The organism is Stenotrophomonas sp. YJH_SMC_69 (genome assembly GCF_059370495.1).
The window spans coordinates 22,648-39,200 of the sequence record NZ_JCAFTS010000007.1 but is presented as its reverse complement, the minus strand read 5'-3'; the positions used below and the strand labels follow the sequence as shown (position 1 = coordinate 39,200).

The window sequence follows — 16,553 nt, the reverse complement described above, 5'->3', positions numbered from 1 at the left end:
GGCGGCCTCAGCCCGCAGCGCCCAGCGCGGCGCCGCGGCGTTTCCCGGCGTAATGCAGCACGAACAGGTACAGGCCGGTGAACAGCTGCAGGAACAGTGGCGGCAGCGGCGAATAGGTGATCCACGCTGCAGGCTCGCCCTGCCCCAGCCCGCGGACGACGAAGTTGGCGATCACCGCCAGGGTGAAGACGATCGAGGTCCAGCGATGTACGGGCCGCGCCCAGCCACCGCGGCTCATTGACGGCGCCTCGCTTCGGAGCGCGCTTCGATCATCTTCCAGCCATTGCCGGACGGGTCGCGGAACCCCGCATCGATGGCGCCGTAGCGTTCGACCGGCGCCTGGGTGAACTCCACGCCGTGCGCCAGCCATTGCGTGTAGCGCGCCTGGCAGTCATCCACGGCCAGCACCAGCGGCGGCATTGCGCCCTTGGCCACCAGCTGCTGCAGCGCCTGCGCGGTGGCCGCATCGTGGGTGGGCGGACCGGGCACGAACAGGCCCAGCTGGAATCCGTCCTGGCCGGGGCTGCGCACCGTCAGCCAGCGGTAGCTGCCATTGCGCACGTCGGTATGCACTTCGAAGCCGAGCGTGCCGACGTAGAACGCGAGCGCCTCATCCTGGTCGCGCACATACAGGCCGACCGTGTTCACAGTGTTTGTCATGGGACCTCCCTCAGGTGGGATCCACGTTAGCAACCGCCTCGCGGCGGCGCTTCTCCAAAACTGCGATGTTCAGGTCCGGTCGCTGCGCGGCACGTGCGTGGCATTCCGGCACGCTGGCCGGCGTCGCCTCGCCGGCGCGCTCGCGCTGGCGCACATTGCCCGGGCTGTCGCCGGTGATGTCACGGAAGATGCGCCCGAACGTGCCCAGGCTGCTCCAGCCGGTCTGCGCGGCGATCTCGGTGACCGGCAGCTCGGTGTCACGCAGCATCGCCACGGCCCGTTCGATGCGGCGGCTGAGCAGGTAGCGGTGCGGCGGCAGGCCGAATGCCTGCTTGAACGAACGCGCGAAATGCGCAGGCGATACCGCACTGACCTCGGCCAGGCGGGCCACCGGCCAGTCCTCGTGACTGGCGTGGTCCATCCGGTCCTTGGCACGCAGCAGGCGCCGCAACAGTTCCGGGCTCTGGTTCATGGCGTCACCGCGTGTGCCAGATGATGTCGCGACGCACGCCTGGCCTGCGCGGCCTGCTCGCCCAGCCAGTCACCGAATGCGATGACCTTGGTGCTGCGGCTGCGCGCCGTCGGTGCCACGAACCAGAAACCACGCCCGTCGCTGGCCACACCGGGATGTGCCTGCACCAGGCGCCCACTGTCCAGTTCGGCCTGGAACAGGATCGGCGAGCCGATGGCGATGCCCTGCCCGGCAATGGCAGCACCGACATCCAGATGCTCCATCGCAAAGGGGGTGACGAAGCTCTCCGGGTCCGGTGGCGGAACAGCACCATGTGCGGAAAACCACAGCGCCCACCAGTCAGGCCTGCCGAGCAGTGGAACCTCCAACGCCCGCCGACCGAGCCCGTCTGCCGCCGGCAGCAGCGCTGGCGCGCACAGCGGAGTGAAAATGCTGGGGAACAGGGGCGTGGCCTGCAGCCCGGGCCACGCACCATGCCCGTTGCGGATGGCGGCATCGAAACGCCCGGCGGCCAGGTCCTGCGGCTCTGCCGACAGGTCCAGTTCCAGCACGATGCTTGGATGGCGCGCGCGGAAACTGCCCAGGCGCGGCGTCAACCAGCTGGTGCCCAGCGTCGGCAGAACGGACAGGCGCAGTCGTGCCGCATCCATGTCAGCGGCGCGCATGAAACTGGCGCGCAGCGCGTCGAAGGCCCGGGTGGCCTCCACTGCGACGCTCGCACCGGCGGCGGTCAATTCCACATGCTGGGCGTGGCGCAGGAACAGGCAGGTACCGGTCTGGGCCTCCAGCCGGCGCACGTGGTAACTCACCGATGCCGCACTGGTGTCGAGCTCCTCGGCGGCGCGGGCGAAGCTGCCCAGCCGTGCCGCCGCCTCGAAGGCGCGGATGGCGACAAGCGATGGCAGCTGGCGTTGGGTCACCATAAGTGTGGCTTAGCCTGAGCCCCGATTTCCGCGTGGTCAATCCCCCTCGCACGCGCAACGATGGAGGCACCTCCGGCGCGGGATAACGCACATGGATCGACGGCAGTTCCTGGCCACCCTGGCCGCCACGGCAGCGTCCACCGCCCTGCCCTCCGGGTGGGCCCTGGCCAGCCCCAGCGCAGACTGGAAATGGTTGCAGGGCAACTGGCAGGTCCGGCACCAACGCCTGAAGGAGCGCCTGGTGGGCGATACCCGCTGGGACGCCTTCACCGGCGCCAGCGCGGTCTGGCTCACCCTGGGCGGGCTCGGCACCATCGATGACAACGTCATGGCACTGCCTTCGGGCCCCTACAGGGGATTGGGCGTGCGTGCCTTCGATCCGGTTTCTTCCACCTGGTCGATCTGGTGGATCGATGGGCGCACCCCTGCCCATATCGAAGCGCCCGTGCGCGGCGCCTTCGCAGGCGATGGCGGCAGCTTCCGTGGTCGCGATGACTTCAAGGGACGCCCCATCGAGGTCTGGTTCCGCTGGCATGACATCCACGGCGATGAGCCGTGGTGGGAGCAGGCGTTCTCCGACGATGCCGGTGCCCATTGGGAAGTGAACTGGCGCAACTGGTTCCGGCGCACTGCTGCGATCCCCACTCCGCTTCCGAAGCTGCCGGATGCACCGGGCGATTTTGATTTCCTGGTGGGCCATTGGAACGTGCGCCATCGCCGCCTGCGCGCTCGGCTGGCAGGCAGCGATGCGTGGGACGCGTTCAACGGCACCCTGCACAACTGGCCGGTACTGGGCGGATTCGGCAACGTGGGCGACAACCTGATGGACGTGCGTGGAGCACCGCTGCGCGGCATGGGCATCCGCGCCTGGAATGCGGCCGAGCGGCACTGGCTGAGCTGGTGGCTGGATGGCCGCGCGCCGACCCGGATCGGCGAGCCACTGCGTGGGGGATTCGAGGCCGGTGTCGGCCGCTTCTTCGGCGAGGACCAGCACGAGGGACGGGCGATCCAGACGCGGGTGATCTGGTCACGCATCACCCCGCGTTCGGCGCGCTGGGAACAGGCGGCCTCCGCCGATGGTGGACGCAGTTGGGAAACCAACTGGGTCAGCGACTTCGAGCGACAGGCATGAAGGCGCTGCTGGCCGTGATGCTGCTGGCATCGGCATTGCCCGTGCCCTCCCCGCCCGTGGTGCTGCGGATCATCGGTCCCGCCGAGCGCTTCGCCCCCGGCATTGCCTCCACACAGCATGACGAGATCCGGCTGACCCTGAGTCCGGACGGCAATACCGCCCTGTGGTTCAGCCGCAACCGGCCGGGGGGGCCTGGGGGCTACGACATCTGGATCTCGCACCGCGAAGGTGACCGCTGGCGGCCGGCCACGCCAGTGCCGTTCAACACGCCGGGGCGCGACTTCGATCCCGCATTTTCCGCAGATGGGCGCGTCGTGTATTTCTGCTCGGACCGCGCAGGCGGCCAGGGCGGTGACGATCTGTATCGGGTCAGCATGGGGAGCGACGGTCGATTCGGGGAGCCAGTCAATCTTGGCCCCGCAGTGAACAGCGCGGCCGATGAGTTCGCGCCGATGCTCTCGCCCGACGGTCGTACGCTGTTGTTCTCCAGCGATCGTGCGGGCGGTGCTGGCGGCCATGACCTCTACAGCGCGGCGATGATCGGCGGCGTCGCGCAGCCGGCACGGCCGCTGGCGGGAGACCTCAATACCGCAGCGCAGGAGTTCGATGCCACCTTCCTGGGCGACGGCCGAACGGTGGTATTTGCCCGCGCCCAGGACTTCGGCAGCGCACCGGTGCGCCAGTTCATTGCCTACGAACGTGGAGGCCGCTATGACGCAGGCCATGCCTTGCCATCGCCCGTGAACGCGCCCAGCGGCGACAGCTACGGCGCGATGCTGGATGGCTCGCGCCGCGACACGCTGACCTACTCGGCGCGACGCGCCGGTGGTGAGGGACTGGACCTGTACCGCGTCCGCTACCGGATGATGCCGCCCTGAAGGCAGTGGGTGTCGATTTCCCACGCGCCCGTTCGTCGAGAGGTTGAGTACCCCAGGAGAAAATGCAGATGCCTTCCCAACAGTCCCTTGCCTGCGCCTGCGGCCAGGTCCGCCTGACCACCACCGGCAGCCCCATCGCCAGCGTCGAATGCTGCTGCGACAGCTGCCGCAGGGCCGGCGTCCGGATGCAGGCGATGCCCGGCGTACCGCAGGTGCTGGGGCCTCAGGGCCAGACGCATTTCGTAATGCAGCGCAAGGATCGCGTCCGCATCGATGCCGGGCATTCCCGGCTGCACGCGTGGCGGTTGTCCAGCACGGCCGGCAGCCGCCGCGTCGTGGCGGGCTGCTGCAATACGCCGCTCTTCCTGGAGTTCAGCGGTGGCCATTGGCTGAGCCTGTATGGGCTGTTGTGGCCGGACGCGATACGCCCCGCCGTGGAGATGCGGACGATGGTCAACGATCTTCCCGACGCGTCTGTCCTTCCCGGCGACGTGCCCAACCTGAAGACCCACTCGCTGCGGTTCCATGCCCGGCTGTTGAAGGCGTGGATCTCCATGGGCTTCCGCAGCCCAAGCATCGAGATCACGGGAGACAGCCATGCCTGAGCCCGAGCGGATCGAGATCGAGAGCATCACCACGCCCGGGCACATCCAGCGCGTGGATCGCGCCAAGTACATGGCCATGCGCGCGGCCCTGCTGCGTGCCTTGCCCAGGCAACCTCCCGGGATGACGGTGGCGCAGGCGAAGCAGGCGCTGTTGCCGCACCTGCCCGCATCGCTGTTTCCGCAAGGCGCCACGGCCGGTTGGTGGCTGAAAGCCGTGCAGCTGGACCTGGAGGCCAAGGGCGTGATCGAGCGTCTTCCAGGCACGCCATTGCGCCTGTTCAAGCACGTGCCGGCCGGCTGATCAGCGCTGCGCCGGCAGCTCCAGCCGATGCTTGCGGCACAGCCGATACACGGTCACCCGCGAGATCTGCATCTGCCGCGCGCACTCGGAGACGTTGTAGCCGGTCTGCCGCAGCGTCTGCAGCAGCACATCACGTTCGGCCTGGCCGCGGGCATCGTGCAGCATCGCCCCCGGCGGCGCATGCACGGGCCCTCCCAGTTCGAGGTCACGCTCGCTGATCAGCTCGCCTTCGGCCATGATCGCCGCCCGCTGCACCCGGTTCAGCAGTTCGCGCACGTTGCCGGGCCATTCGAAACGCCGCATCGCCTGCAGCGCAGCGGGTGCAAAGCCACGTGCACGCACGCTGTGGCGCAGGCGGAAGCAGCGCAGGAAATGCTCGGCCAGCAGCTGCACATCAGCGCCGCGCTCGCGCAGCGGTGGCATCACCAGGCGCAGCACGTTGAGGCGATAGTAGAGATCGCTGCGGAACCGCCCCTGCGCCACCGCGTGCTCCAGTTCCACATGGGTGGCAGCCAGTACACGCACGTCCGCCCGCAGCGGCTGGCTGCTGCCGACCCGCTCGAACGTACCTTCCTGCAGCACGCGCAACAGGCTGGTCTGCGCTTCGGCCGGCAGGTCGCCCACCTCGTCGAGGAACACGGTGCCGCCGGATGCCGCTTCGAATACGCCGATCTGGCGCTTGTCGGCACCGGTGAACGAGCCACGCTCGTGGCCGAACAGCTCCGACTGCACCAGGCTGGCCGGGATGGCACCGCAGTTGACCGCGATGAACGGCTTGCCTGCACGGCCGGACAACGCGTGCAGTGCATGTGCAGCCAACTCCTTGCCGGTGCCGGTCTCGCCGGTGACCAGCACCGGCAGATCGACCGGCGCGAACTTGTGCAGTACGGTGCGCACCGCATGCAGCGCAGGACTCTCGCCGATCAATGCGCGCGGCCCCTGCCCGCTGCACACTTCGTCGGCAGACGTATCCTCCGCGTCGAACTGCTGGCGCATCGCCGCCACCAGGTCCTGCAGGCCGAAAGGCAGCGTAAACCGCGAGATGCAACGCTGCAACAAGGGCAGCCACGCGGCAGGCGTGGGCCCTGCGCCAGGCGGCAGCACCGCCAGCCACGTCAGATGCGCGTGCTGTTCGATCCACGGCGCCAGCAATTGCAGGGCCGGCGCATCCAGATGGCGAAGATCCAGCACGGCGAGCAGCCGGTCGCGCCCGCGCAGGCCGATGGCCATCGCCGGGTCGGGATGGATGCGACGCACGTACCAGCCTGCGGCTGCCAGCGCGCTGCGCTCGTTCGCCAGCGGCTCGCCGAACCAGAGCACGCATCGTGACGCAGAAGCCTCCGGGACCGCTGCCATGCTTCCCCCAGCATCCGGACACCGTCGGCGGACTGTCAGGCAATCACCGGCGTGCCGCCCCTCCGCCGGGACCTCTACGGCCACCGCGGCGGCCTTTGTTGCGCGGATCCTAGCGCTGCGCTAAACGGCGGCGCAATGAGCGGCGCGTCAAGAAAGCACTGGCTGAAGCGGCATCGTTACAGTCCGCGGCGGCACCTGTAACACCCGTGCGACAGTCGGGCGCCCGCCTTGCCCTGCGGCGCTTGGCGCTGCGCAATCCCAACATTTTTCCCACGCCGCTGTAACGACGCGGCAGCAACGCCCCACACCCGCCAGTGCCCACCCCCCTGGCTGCCAAGCCTTTCAGGGTTGGCACGGTTGATGCGTGGTTCCGCCGCACCCATCACGGGAGATCGGCATGGACGGCATCACCCCCATTCGCGGCCTGCTGGCAATGCTGGCCGTGGCCCTGCTGTCGGGCGCCGCGGGCGCCTCTGCCTCCGGTGCCCGCCAGGGCGTGAAGGCACAACCGGGCGAAATCGTCCTGTTGCGGGATGTGGCCGCGCGGCCGGCCTATCGCATGGCGCCCCCGGGCATGGCGCTGATCGCCGACCCGAAACCACAGCGCGAGATTGCGACGGCGCTCGGTGCGGGTACCCCGGCAAACGCGATGGACGAGCTGAGCGATGAGGACTATGCCGGCATGGGGGCGGGGCACACGGCTGCGACCGCGACCCCCACGGGCACCACCGTCGAACGGGTCGCCCAGCAGGCCCTGAGCGGCACGCCGGGACGCAGCAGTGACGGCATGCTCGGCAGCAGCCTCGGTGGCGCACTGGGTGGCCCACTGGGCGCGGTCGGGAACAGCACCCGCGGCATCGGCGATACCGTGCGCGGCACGCTCGCCCAGTTCCCGTTGCAGGGCCCGGCCCCGGCAGGTGGCAAGTGAAGCGGGCACGTTGGCTGCTGCTGGTCCTGTTTGCCACGCCGTTGATGGCGCAGGCCGACGACTACAGCGGCATGCTCGCCTACCTCGACGTGGCCCGCATCGACGGTCACGCCCTGGCGGGTGCAAACGGCGCCATCGCGTTGAACCAGGCGGCCGGTGACCTCAACCTGCAGGCCAACCTGCATGGCATCGCCACCGGCGAACGCGCCGACGTGTTGATCGGCAACCGGCAACTGCGGGCCGGCAACCGCGTGCTGAGCGCACCGGCGCACGCCACCGCCGTCATCGACGGCAACGCGCTGGCCGGTGCCAGCGGCATCGCATCCATCAACCAGGCCAGCGGCATCGCCAACACGACGCTCAACGTCGTCAGCGCGACGCTGGCCAGACAGGGCATACGCGAATCCGACGATACGGCCTTGGCCGCCGAAGGTTCCGCGTTGGCAGGGGGGCGGGACGACGCCGGTCGCGGCGTCGCGACCGGCACCCGCAGCGCCGGTGTCACCAGCACCGCGCTGCGGGGATTCGACGGGGTCCTGCAACTCAATCAGATCGCGGGCAGCGGCAACGACACGGCCAATGTGCTGGGCCTGGTCGTGCAGGACCGCCCGTGACAACCACCCAACCGATGCACCACCCGATGAGAGAGAGGGCACCATGAAAGCGACCGTCAAACGGACCATGCTCGCCATGGCGATTGCCACTGCCTCGACCGCCGCTGCGGCCAATGGCTGGGACAACCAGAACGCCAACGCGAACATCAACCACAACCACACCGTCAGCGAAACCCGCAACGACACCCACAACCACACCGACAACGACGTACGCAACCGCACCGTCAACGTCAATGTTCAGAAGCACAGCACCATCCAGGCCGACGAGCGCAAGGAAAAGAACAACCACGGCGTCGACGTGAACCTGGAGAAGGACCTGCGCCTCAGCACCGACGTCAATTTCTCCGGCGACCCCACCATCACCGGCGACATCGACCTCGACTCGGCGGCCATTGCGGTGATCGACAACCGCCAGTCGATCAGCAACAACGCCACCAGCAACAGCCTGGTCACCAACAGTGCGTCCATCGGTGACAGCGTGGGTGCCGGCGCCTCCGGCAACCTCGGCTTCAACGTGGTATCGGGGGACAACAACGCCCAGGACAATGCCGCGTCATTGTCCGCTGCCGATGCGTCCTTCAGCTTCGGCATGGCCGACGCCGAGGTGTTCGTCAACCAGGCCGGCTTCGGCAACGCGACCATGAACTCCGGCGTCACCAATGCCGCAGGTCTCGGTGGCAATGCCTTCGGCGGTGCGTCAGGCAACATCGGTGTCAACATTGCTTCGGGCAACAACAACGAGCAGAAGAACGCGCTCGCGGCCTCGGTCGCAACCACGGCGGTGGCGCAGTCGAGCATCAGCTCCAACCAGGTCTCCACCGGCAACACGGTCAGCAATGCCGGCTTCGTGCAGTCCTACACCGATACCGTGCAGGTCGGCCTGCATGGCGGCGTCAGCGGCCTGACGTGGGGCTATGGCGCCGGCACCTACCGCGGCACCGGCAATGCCTACCAGATGGCCAACTATTACCTGGATACGTGGAACGGCGCACTGCCGCACCCGGGTGGCAACAGTACCGGCCACATCGACCTGGACAACGAGATCCAGAACGCCACGATGAACCCCAACCGGCCGGGGGTGGGCGGCCTGGGCTTCGATACGCGTGAAAGCGGCACCAGCCAGTTCGTCGAACTGGGCGTGGCCGATCTGTACGCCAGCCTGAGCGGCACGGTCAGCACCACGCGCTGGGTGAACGTCAACGCCACCAACACGTCGGCCTTGTCCGGCAGTGCCTTCTCCGGCGCCTCCGGCAACATCGGCGTGAACGTGGCGGCGGGCACCGGCAACCTGCAGGCCAACAGCCTGGCCCTGGCCGTAGCCCAGCCCAGCACCGGCGGTGGTGGCGGCAACGGCGAGTAAGTGCACCACCCCGGCCGTCCGCCAATGGCCGGGTTCCCGGGAGCCCCTGTTCCTCCTCCCCCTTGGGGCAGGGGCTCCCTCCTGCTGCTGGAGAACGTGATGATCGGCCACCGTCTCTCGATATGCCTGCTGGCCTGCCTGCTGTTGCTGGGCGGTGCATCGGCGCGGGCGGGCGACGTCGGCTTCGCCAGCGTGCTACCCAATGGCGCACTGCTGCAGCAGAAGGTGGAAAGCATGCAGGAACGGCGCTACCGCAACGTGGTGCGCCAGCACACCGATTACAGCTGCGGGGCGGCCGCACTGGCAACCATCCTGCGCCATGCCTATCACCTGCAGACCGACGAAGCGACGGTGATCGAAGGAATGATGGGGGTGTCCGATCCAGCACTGGTGGCCGAGCGTGGTTTCTCGCTGCTCGACATCAAGCGCTACGTGGAATCGCTGGGCATGCGCGGGCGCGGCTATCGTATCGATGAAACACGCCTGCGCACGCTTCGCGTTCCCGGTCTTGTGCTGATGGACGTGCGCGGCTTCCGCCACTTCGTGGTGCTCAAGCAGGTGCGCGACGGTGTGGTCGAGGTGGCTGATCCCATCCTCGGCAACCGCAGCCTGGCGCTGCCTGAATTCCTCGCTGCGTGGCCATCGCGTGCCGTCTTCGTGGTGATCGGCAGCGATTTCGATCGCAACACGGTTCTGCTGCAACCCAGCGAACGGCCCAGTGCCCGCGCGCTCTACGCGCGACAGGGGCCGATCACCGATGCCGAACTGGTCGACTTCGGCTTCAGCCACGCCGACCTGTTCTGAAGGAGGTTCCGCCATGTTCCGTCACCGCCTGTTGATGGTCCTGCTGCTGGCCTGCCCCGCCCTGCCCCTGCAGGCGGCGGACGCGGCGCCCGGGCGCGGCCTGAAGGAAATCCCGGATCCCGAACTGAACCTGATGCGGGGCCGTTACACCGTGGGCGGCAATACTGTCGCCTGGTTCGGGGTGACGATGGTCTCGCAGTGGCAGGCCAGCAACGGAAGCGTGTTGCAGGGTGCGTTGACCCTGGGCATGGACTTCCGCGGCGGGGGCAGCCCGAAACTGAGCTTCCAGCCCAGCGTGCACGTCACCGCCGCAGATGCGCCGCTGCCGGACACGCAGGGTCGCCGCATCGACAGCAGCGGCCTGGCCAACGCCAGCGGCGTGGTGCAAAGCGTGCAGGTGGCCGGCGATGGCAACGTCGCCCGCAATGCGACCACGCTGGTGGTACGCAATGGCGCGGTGCCGGCCCTGCCGGGTGACGGTGCCCATTCGATCAGCGCACAGGCCGAAGGCGTCTCGGCCTCCGCGGTGCTCGACGGCAACCAGGCACGCCTGCTGTTGCAGGTAGATGGCCAGGGCCTGGTCCAGCAATGGATACGCAACGGCAGCGTCGGCCAGGGCATCGCCCTGGCCGGTGACGGCCAGATCGCCAGCAACCAGCTGCGGCTGGAGCTGGTGCGGGATACCGCGGGCGGCAACCTGCCGTTGAGCCAGAACGTGGCCCAGGCGATTGCGATGAACCGCGGCATGGGGCCGGGCCGGTAGTACCACGGCACGGCGTTGGGGGAAGCGTTCCACAACGCAGGACACGAACATGCACACCCTGATGAGGATCACCCCGTTGGCGCTGGCGGCGCTGGCGGGCACCGCCTTCGCCGCGCCACCCGCGGCGGATGATGGCGCCGACGTGCAGGCGCTGGCCAACCAGCTGGAGCAGCTCAAATCCAACTACGCGCAGGAAGTGCGGCGGCTGCGCGAACTGGACATGCAGGTGCAGGCGATGCAGGCGCGCCTGAGTGGGAAGGTTGGCCCGATGGCCTCGTCTACGGCTGCGCCCGTCGAGCATGGCTCGCCCCTGCAGACGTCACCGGGCAGCGAAGGCTATGCCAGCAGTGCCGCCGAGGCGCAGCAGGCAAAGCAGGAATCGCGGCGCAGCGTGGATGATGTGAAACAGCAGCAGTCGGCGCTGTTCTCGCGCCGCTTCACCGTCGAGAACAGCCTCACCTACGCCCGCTACGACCGCAAGCAGCTCACCCTCAATGGCTTCCTGGCGCTGGATGCGATCTTCCTCGGCAACATCGCCATCGAGAACGTCGAGTCCGATTCGCTCACCTACAATCTGGCCGCGCGCTGGGGCGTCAGCCCGAACCTGACGCTCAACCTGGACGTGCCATACCTGGCGCGGCGCACCGTCTACCAGAAGGGCGGTGCCGGCGGTGCGGCGGCCGCGATCGCGCAGGAAGAGACCAATGGCAACGGCCTGGGCGATATCGGCCTGAGTGCGAATTACCGCTTGTTCGGCGAGCGCGGCTGGCGCCCGGAAGCCGTACTCACCGCCGGAGTGACCGCGCCCACCGGGCGTGCGCCCTACGGCCTGGACTGGAAAGTGATCGAGCGCGATGACGATGACTACATCCGCTTCGCCGTGCCCAAGGAACAACCGACCGGCAATGGCGTGTGGCAGGCCAACGTCGGGCTGTCGATGGTCAAGACAGCCGATCCGGCGATCCTGTTCGCCAACCTCGGCTACGTGCATTCGTTCCCGCGTGGTTTCAGTGACATCGACAGCAACCCCGACACGGTCAACCCGGGTGACGTGAAGCTCGGCGGCTCGGTCTACTTCGGCGCCGGCGTGGCCTTTGCGTTCAACGAGCGCACCAGTCTCAGCCTGTCCTTCAGCGACCGCATCAGCGCCCGCGCTTCCACCCGTTTCCAGGGCGGGAAGTGGATGAAAGTGATTGGCAGCGACGCCAACGCGGCGTCACTGAATCTGGGTGTGACGTATGCGCTCAACCAGCACACCACGCTGGTGACCCTGCTGGGCATCGGGCTGACCCCGGATGCACCGGACTTCACGCTGGCGTTCAAGATCCCTTACATGCTCTGACCCGCCCGATCCGGCGACGCTGTGGCCGACAGCCCCTCGCCGCCGGATCGCGCTGCCCACGCGCAGGCCCTGTGTGTGCTCCAGGGCAACGCGCCAGCGCTGGCGACGACGGCGATGATCATCAGTTCCGCCGTATTCACGCCGCACCTTCACGGTGATCCCACCGCATTCTCCGTCGATTCCGCCAATCCGGCGGCGGCGCCATTTCCTACTCTGGCCCCACGGTGAAGCCCAGGCCGCTGCAGGCAACGCACCGTGACACTGGATACCACGCACTTCCACCCTTTCGCAGGAGCAGGACATGGCATTTCCAACCGCGGTAAACGACCAGATCACCGATTCGGTCACCCAGGCCAACACCAAGGTGCTGGGCGACGCGCCCGCCGTGGCAGTGGGCAATCTGTACCAGGCCACCGCACAGGCGCTGGCCAATGCCGCCCACAACGCCACCAACGCGCAGCAGCAGTCCTACGTCACCGCGCAGTCGGCCACCACCATGGGCGTGGCCACTCTGTACTCGATCGATACCGCCACCACGGCGGTAGCGAGCAAGGAAATCCTCAGCACCCGCGTCCGCGGCCTGGGCTCCTGATCTGTCGTTCCATCGCTGACCCGCCAACCTCAAGGAGATCGACATGGCATTCCCGACCGCTGTAAACGACCAGATCACCGATTCGGTCACCCAGGCCAACACCAAGGTGCTGGGCGACGCGCCCGCCGTGGCCATGGGCAATCTGTACCAGGCCACTGCGCAGGCGCTGGCCAACGCCGCCCACAACGCCACCAATGCGCAGCAGCAGTCCTATGTGACGGCGCAGGCGGCCACCACCATGGGCGTGGCCACGCTGTACTCGATCGACACCGCCACCACCGGCGTGGCCACCAAGCAGATCCTCGGCGCGTGATGCGCCGGCAGGCAAGGAGCTGAGCCATGGCATTTCCCACGGCCGTCAACGACCAGATCACCGACTCGGTCAGCCAGGCCAACCTGCAGGTGCTGGGCGTGGCGCCTGCCACGGCAATGGGCACGCTGTACCAGGCCACCGCGCAGGCGCTGGCCAATGCCGCCCACAACGCGACGCTCGCCCAGCAGCAGATGTATGTCACGGCGCAGGCCGCGACCACGATGGGCGTCGCGCTGCTCTACGCCGTCGATACCGGCGCCACCGGCGCCGCCACCCGGAAGATTCTCGGCTGATTCCATTGAGTGCCGGCAATCTCCGTTCCTGTAGTGCTGTCCACCCTAGGAGCTTCCACCATGGCATTTCCCACCGCCGTCAACAGCCAGATCACCGATTCGGTCTCGCAGGTCAACACCAAGGTGCTTGGCGATGCGCCAGCCATCGCAATGGGCAACCTGTTCGTGGCCACCAGCCAGGCGCTGTCCAACGCCGCGCACAACGCCACCAACAACCAGCAGCAGTCCTACGTGACCATGCAGGCGTCGACCACCCAGGGGGTGTCCACGCTGTATGCGATCGACACCGCCTCCAACGGCGTGGCCACCCGCGAAATCCTGGGCCTGCGCTGACGTGTCGGCCCGGCGTGACGCCAACCACCGCGCCCCCGCCCAGGGCGGCGTCACGTCGGGCCCCTGATCGATGGCCGCATCGCCCGCCACCGGCTACCTGCTGGCAACCACCAGCGCCGGATCCGGTGTGGCGATCGCCCTTGCCCCCTCGTTCGCGATGTCCGCCACCTACCTGGCGATGGCCGACAGCCTCGGCCTGGCAATGCAGAACGCGGTGGCCAACCAGCAACGCGGCCAGGTGACCGCCGGCGCAAGCCTGGCCCAGGTCCTGGCCCTGATCATCCAGAAGGGAGCCGTTCCGTCATGAGCAGTGAGAACACCGTCAACAGCCAGATCGTCGACAGCGTCAGCGCCGCCTCGACGTTGCTGGTGGCCCAGGGTCCGGCGCAGTCCTTCAGCATGCTGGACATGGTGATGCTGGAGACGCTGGGCACCGCCATGCACAACGCCGTCGCGCGCCAGCAGGGTGCAGGCATGGTCAGCAACGCAGCGGTCACCGCCACCTGCGCGAAGATGATCAACGCTCCCTGGCCGGTGCCGCCACCCGCTCCGGAACCCCCTCCGCCGCCGCCACCGCAGGTCATCCCCCTGCCCGGCCCGGTGCCGGCGCCCCCTTCGCCTGCGGCGGTGATCGCCGCGGCCACCGCAGAAGGAAAGACCGCCATCATCGTCCTGCAGGCACAGACCCACGGTGCCACTGCCGACGCTGCGGCCGCTACCAGCAGCCTGCATGCACTCCAAACGCTTGCAGGCAATGCGGCAGCGCCCGCGCCCGGTCCTGCGCCCGACCCCGCGTCCGGTCCGGATCCGGACGCAGGTCCCGCCCAGGATCCCGCGCCAGACTCCCCTTCCCCTTCCCCTTCCCCTTCCCCGGCAGACGACGCTGACGCCGGGGCCTGACAGACTGCAGGCCGCCTGCGGCCCCACTCGCCCATCAAGGAGCCCGTATGGACCCGAGCAACGTCAACGCCCAGATCATCGATGTGATCAACCAGGTGCAGACGGCCACCATGTCAGCGACCGTCGTGACGACCAGTGGTGCCGGCAAGGCCTACCAGTCGGTGGCCCAGTCTGCGGCGATCGCCGTACAGGATGCCGCCGACGCCCTGCGCAATGTCTCAACCATCGCGACCACCGCGGCCGGCGTGGCCATGGCCCAGTACCTGGCGACGGGGGACGAAAAGTATGCAAGGGTGCTCACGCAGGCGCAGAACATGATGCAGGGGGCCACCGCCGACTTCAACCGCGTCGGCAATGCCGCTGCGACCGTCCTCAAGGAATTTCCGGCCCAGTGAGGCCGCCAGGAGATCCACGCATGAGCATTTTCATTGCCGGTCGTTCCATCCCCCAGGCCAACCTGATCAGTCAATCCTGCAGGCATGTCCTTCAGTTCATCGACGGCGGCGAGCACTGGTTGAAGTGGGCCATGGAATCGCATGAGCACCGCTACGCCTTCTCCGACGAGGGCACGATGCTCGATGGGGTGCAACAGGGCCTGCACGGTTCGCGCATGACATGGTTGCCGCGCACCGGGTTGCAGATCGGCCCGGTCAAGCTGCTCAGCCTTGGTGCCAGCGACCTCGGTGCCCTGCGCAACATGGAGTTTGATGACGAGACACGCCTGTCGCACAACGAGGCACAGCGAGTGCTGGAAAAACACCGGCTGCTGACCAACGCCGAGCTCGGCGCCTCGCGCGCGTTCCTGGCTTCGATCGGCGCGGCCGACGCACCCCTGCTGCAGCAGCTGGACTTTCGCGAATCGGTGGCGCTCCACCAGCTGGCCGGTGAGGTGGGCATGTCCGCCGCAGGGCGCGACGACCTGGCCGACGCTGCCGGCTTCGCGCTGCTGCACGCGCGCAGGCCCATCGAGTTTGCCGACTACTTCCGCTTCTACCAGCGGGTGAGCACAGGAGGTGGCAGCCGCGAGCATCGGCTGACGCGTGCCACCCGTGCGTTGCAGCAGGTGCTGCCGATCCTGTTCGGCTTCCTGGACGGGCCGCAGCTGCCACAGTTGCCGTCGCCAGAGCAGGTGCGCGAGGCGATCGACGCAAGCCTGGCCGCGCACCGGCAGATCGGCTATGCCCGCATCTCGCTGGCCGCCCAGCAGATGGCGGCCTGCTTCGACGACGAACCCGAACTGCTGCAGGATGACAGCCGGTTGCGCGAGGCCGCGCGGTGGCAGCTGCGCGATGCACAGGAATTCCTCAACGAACATCCGGTTTCCCGTGGCCGGCTGGGCCAGGACGGTGCCAGCGTGCAGTTCGCGATCGATGGTTCCAGAGCGAAGGCGCTGATACAGGTGGAGGACAATGTGATCACCCTGCAGGATTACCGCCGAACCCGACGCTACCTGGGCGATGAAGCGCGGGTGGATTATCAGAAGGATGCAGTGTGAACCCGGCTCCGGCGCCAGATGGCGATGGCGTGCAGGCAGCAACAGAGGCCTTTGCTTCGGCAGCCGGCGCGGCCGTTGCTGCCGGACGCCTGGCGGCCCGGCAACAGGCGCAGAAGATCCTGGCCGATGCCCAGGCGGCATTGCGCCACATCCTGGGGGAGCGCAGTGACGGTGTTCCCCCCTCATCCCCAGCAGGAGCACCGACGATGACCTTCCCGACCCCGCTTCCCGGCAAGCCCACTCCCGCCCATCCGGCGGGCAGAACCCCGATGGAGATCGCCCAGGAACTGGCGGACGCCGCAATGGCTGCCAGTGAAGAAGGCATCCGCGCCGCGATGAAGGTTTCGCAACGCGCGGTCGAAGCCGCCGCCGAGGCCGCGCGACGCGCGGACGAAGCGGCCGAACATGCCGTGCAGCGCGCTGCTGAAGCCAACGCGCGCTGACGCCGCATCTGCCATCCCAACGCCCCGGGCAGGCCCGCGCCTGCAC

24 protein-coding genes are annotated in these 16,553 nt (G+C 68.0%); 19 read left to right on the top strand and 5 right to left on the bottom strand.

The annotated features are described in order from the left end of the window. Positions 1-7 precede the first annotated feature (7 nt). Genes AC5P8F_RS13415 through AC5P8F_RS13400 form a run of 4 tightly spaced genes read right to left on the bottom strand, consistent with a single transcriptional unit; the run spans position 8 to position 2,055 of the window. On the bottom strand, positions 8-238 hold the full coding sequence (locus tag AC5P8F_RS13415; RefSeq protein WP_032957563.1) for a hypothetical protein: 231 nt from the start codon (positions 236-238) through the stop codon (positions 8-10). Then, the gene (locus tag AC5P8F_RS13410; protein ID WP_134808897.1) at positions 235-660 is read right to left on the bottom strand and encodes a VOC family protein; all 426 of its coding nucleotides are present in this window, start codon (positions 658-660) and stop codon (positions 235-237) included. The genes AC5P8F_RS13415 and AC5P8F_RS13410 overlap by 4 nt, the downstream gene beginning before the upstream one ends. Before the next feature lie 10 nt (positions 661-670). Continuing rightward, the gene (locus AC5P8F_RS13405) at positions 671-1,132 is read right to left on the bottom strand and encodes a helix-turn-helix domain-containing protein (RefSeq protein ID WP_014647242.1); all 462 of its coding nucleotides are present in this window, start codon (positions 1,130-1,132) and stop codon (positions 671-673) included. Beyond that, the gene (locus AC5P8F_RS13400) at positions 1,129-2,055 is read right to left on the bottom strand and encodes a LysR substrate-binding domain-containing protein (RefSeq protein ID WP_014647243.1); all 927 of its coding nucleotides are present in this window, start codon (positions 2,053-2,055) and stop codon (positions 1,129-1,131) included. The genes AC5P8F_RS13405 and AC5P8F_RS13400 overlap by 4 nt, the downstream gene beginning before the upstream one ends. 91 nt (positions 2,056-2,146) lie before the next feature. Between AC5P8F_RS13400 and AC5P8F_RS13395 the strand changes: the two genes are divergently transcribed. The 4 genes from AC5P8F_RS13395 (at position 2,147) to AC5P8F_RS13380 (ending at position 4,971) form a co-directional block, all read left to right on the top strand. After that, positions 2,147-3,187 (top strand): hypothetical protein, encoded by a 1,041-nt coding sequence (locus AC5P8F_RS13395; protein WP_142234773.1) that lies wholly within the window; start codon positions 2,147-2,149, stop codon positions 3,185-3,187. Then, the gene (locus AC5P8F_RS13390) at positions 3,184-4,065 is read left to right on the top strand and encodes a TolB family protein (protein WP_046430791.1); all 882 of its coding nucleotides are present in this window, start codon (positions 3,184-3,186) and stop codon (positions 4,063-4,065) included. The genes AC5P8F_RS13395 and AC5P8F_RS13390 overlap by 4 nt, the downstream gene beginning before the upstream one ends. A 62-nt stretch (positions 4,066-4,127) precedes the next feature. Beyond that, positions 4,128-4,670 carry a GFA family protein gene (locus AC5P8F_RS13385; protein ID WP_495228330.1) on the top strand — a complete coding sequence of 181 codons (543 nt, stop codon included), beginning with the start codon at positions 4,128-4,130 and terminating at the stop codon, positions 4,668-4,670. Beyond that, a complete protein-coding gene (locus AC5P8F_RS13380; RefSeq protein WP_014647247.1) occupies positions 4,663-4,971 on the top strand; it encodes a DUF6958 family protein in 309 nt (102 codons plus the stop codon). The genes AC5P8F_RS13385 and AC5P8F_RS13380 overlap by 8 nt, the downstream gene beginning before the upstream one ends. Here the strand turns inward: AC5P8F_RS13380 and AC5P8F_RS13375 are convergent, their stop codons facing one another. Then, a complete protein-coding gene (locus AC5P8F_RS13375) occupies positions 4,972-6,327 on the bottom strand; it encodes a sigma-54 interaction domain-containing protein (protein ID WP_495228329.1) in 1,356 nt (451 codons plus the stop codon). 397 nt (positions 6,328-6,724) lie between these two features. Between AC5P8F_RS13375 and AC5P8F_RS13370 the strand changes: the two genes are divergently transcribed. From AC5P8F_RS13370 to AC5P8F_RS13300, 15 genes are all read left to right on the top strand, one after another. Then, positions 6,725-7,255 carry a FapA family amyloid fibril periplasmic chaperone gene (locus AC5P8F_RS13370; RefSeq protein WP_495228328.1) on the top strand — a complete coding sequence of 177 codons (531 nt, stop codon included), beginning with the start codon at positions 6,725-6,727 and terminating at the stop codon, positions 7,253-7,255. 44 nt (positions 7,256-7,299) lie between these two features. Beyond that, the gene (locus AC5P8F_RS13365; protein ID WP_049439918.1) at positions 7,300-7,869 is read left to right on the top strand and encodes a FapB/FapC family functional amyloid domain-containing protein; all 570 of its coding nucleotides are present in this window, start codon (positions 7,300-7,302) and stop codon (positions 7,867-7,869) included. 43 nt (positions 7,870-7,912) lie between these two features. Continuing rightward, positions 7,913-9,229 carry a FapB/FapC family functional amyloid domain-containing protein gene (locus AC5P8F_RS13360; RefSeq protein WP_046430796.1) on the top strand — a complete coding sequence of 439 codons (1,317 nt, stop codon included), beginning with the start codon at positions 7,913-7,915 and terminating at the stop codon, positions 9,227-9,229. A gap of 99 nt (positions 9,230-9,328) precedes the next feature. Further along, positions 9,329-10,033, top strand: coding sequence for a C39 family peptidase (locus AC5P8F_RS13355; protein ID WP_046430798.1), 705 nt, complete (start codon positions 9,329-9,331; stop codon positions 10,031-10,033). Positions 10,034-10,046: 13 nt separating this feature from the next. Further along, on the top strand, positions 10,047-10,796 hold the full coding sequence (locus AC5P8F_RS13350) for a hypothetical protein (RefSeq protein WP_111207017.1): 750 nt from the start codon (positions 10,047-10,049) through the stop codon (positions 10,794-10,796). A 49-nt stretch (positions 10,797-10,845) separates the two neighbouring features. After that, positions 10,846-12,138, top strand: a complete 1,293-nt coding sequence (locus AC5P8F_RS13345; RefSeq protein WP_495228327.1) for a transporter — start codon at positions 10,846-10,848, stop codon at positions 12,136-12,138. Between the two features lie 301 nt (positions 12,139-12,439). Next, positions 12,440-12,730 carry a RebB family R body protein gene (locus AC5P8F_RS13340; protein ID WP_005416648.1) on the top strand — a complete coding sequence of 97 codons (291 nt, stop codon included), beginning with the start codon at positions 12,440-12,442 and terminating at the stop codon, positions 12,728-12,730. A 43-nt stretch (positions 12,731-12,773) separates the two neighbouring features. Then, the gene (locus AC5P8F_RS13335; RefSeq protein WP_005416649.1) at positions 12,774-13,043 is read left to right on the top strand and encodes a RebB family R body protein; all 270 of its coding nucleotides are present in this window, start codon (positions 12,774-12,776) and stop codon (positions 13,041-13,043) included. A gap of 26 nt (positions 13,044-13,069) precedes the next feature. Next, positions 13,070-13,336 (top strand): RebB family R body protein, encoded by a 267-nt coding sequence (locus tag AC5P8F_RS13330; protein WP_006446865.1) that lies wholly within the window; start codon positions 13,070-13,072, stop codon positions 13,334-13,336. A gap of 60 nt (positions 13,337-13,396) precedes the next feature. Further along, entirely contained in the window at positions 13,397-13,669 is a 273-nt protein-coding gene (locus AC5P8F_RS13325) for a RebB family R body protein (protein ID WP_005416651.1), read from the top strand. Between the two features lie 70 nt (positions 13,670-13,739). Continuing rightward, positions 13,740-13,976, top strand: coding sequence for a RebB family R body protein (locus AC5P8F_RS13320; RefSeq protein ID WP_032957589.1), 237 nt, complete (start codon positions 13,740-13,742; stop codon positions 13,974-13,976). After that, complete coding sequence (locus AC5P8F_RS13315; protein ID WP_495228326.1) at positions 13,973-14,569, top strand: RebB family R body protein; 597 nt, start codon at positions 13,973-13,975, stop codon at positions 14,567-14,569. Before AC5P8F_RS13320 ends, AC5P8F_RS13315 begins: the two co-directional genes overlap by 4 nt. 47 nt (positions 14,570-14,616) lie before the next feature. After that, positions 14,617-14,964 (top strand): hypothetical protein, encoded by a 348-nt coding sequence (locus AC5P8F_RS13310; protein ID WP_046430815.1) that lies wholly within the window; start codon positions 14,617-14,619, stop codon positions 14,962-14,964. Between the two features lie 20 nt (positions 14,965-14,984). Continuing rightward, a complete protein-coding gene (locus AC5P8F_RS13305) occupies positions 14,985-16,064 on the top strand; it encodes a hypothetical protein (protein ID WP_049439619.1) in 1,080 nt (359 codons plus the stop codon). Further along, positions 16,061-16,507 carry a hypothetical protein gene (locus tag AC5P8F_RS13300; protein ID WP_239683796.1) on the top strand — a complete coding sequence of 149 codons (447 nt, stop codon included), beginning with the start codon at positions 16,061-16,063 and terminating at the stop codon, positions 16,505-16,507. The genes AC5P8F_RS13305 and AC5P8F_RS13300 overlap by 4 nt, the downstream gene beginning before the upstream one ends. The last annotated feature ends 46 nt before the right edge of the window (positions 16,508-16,553 follow it).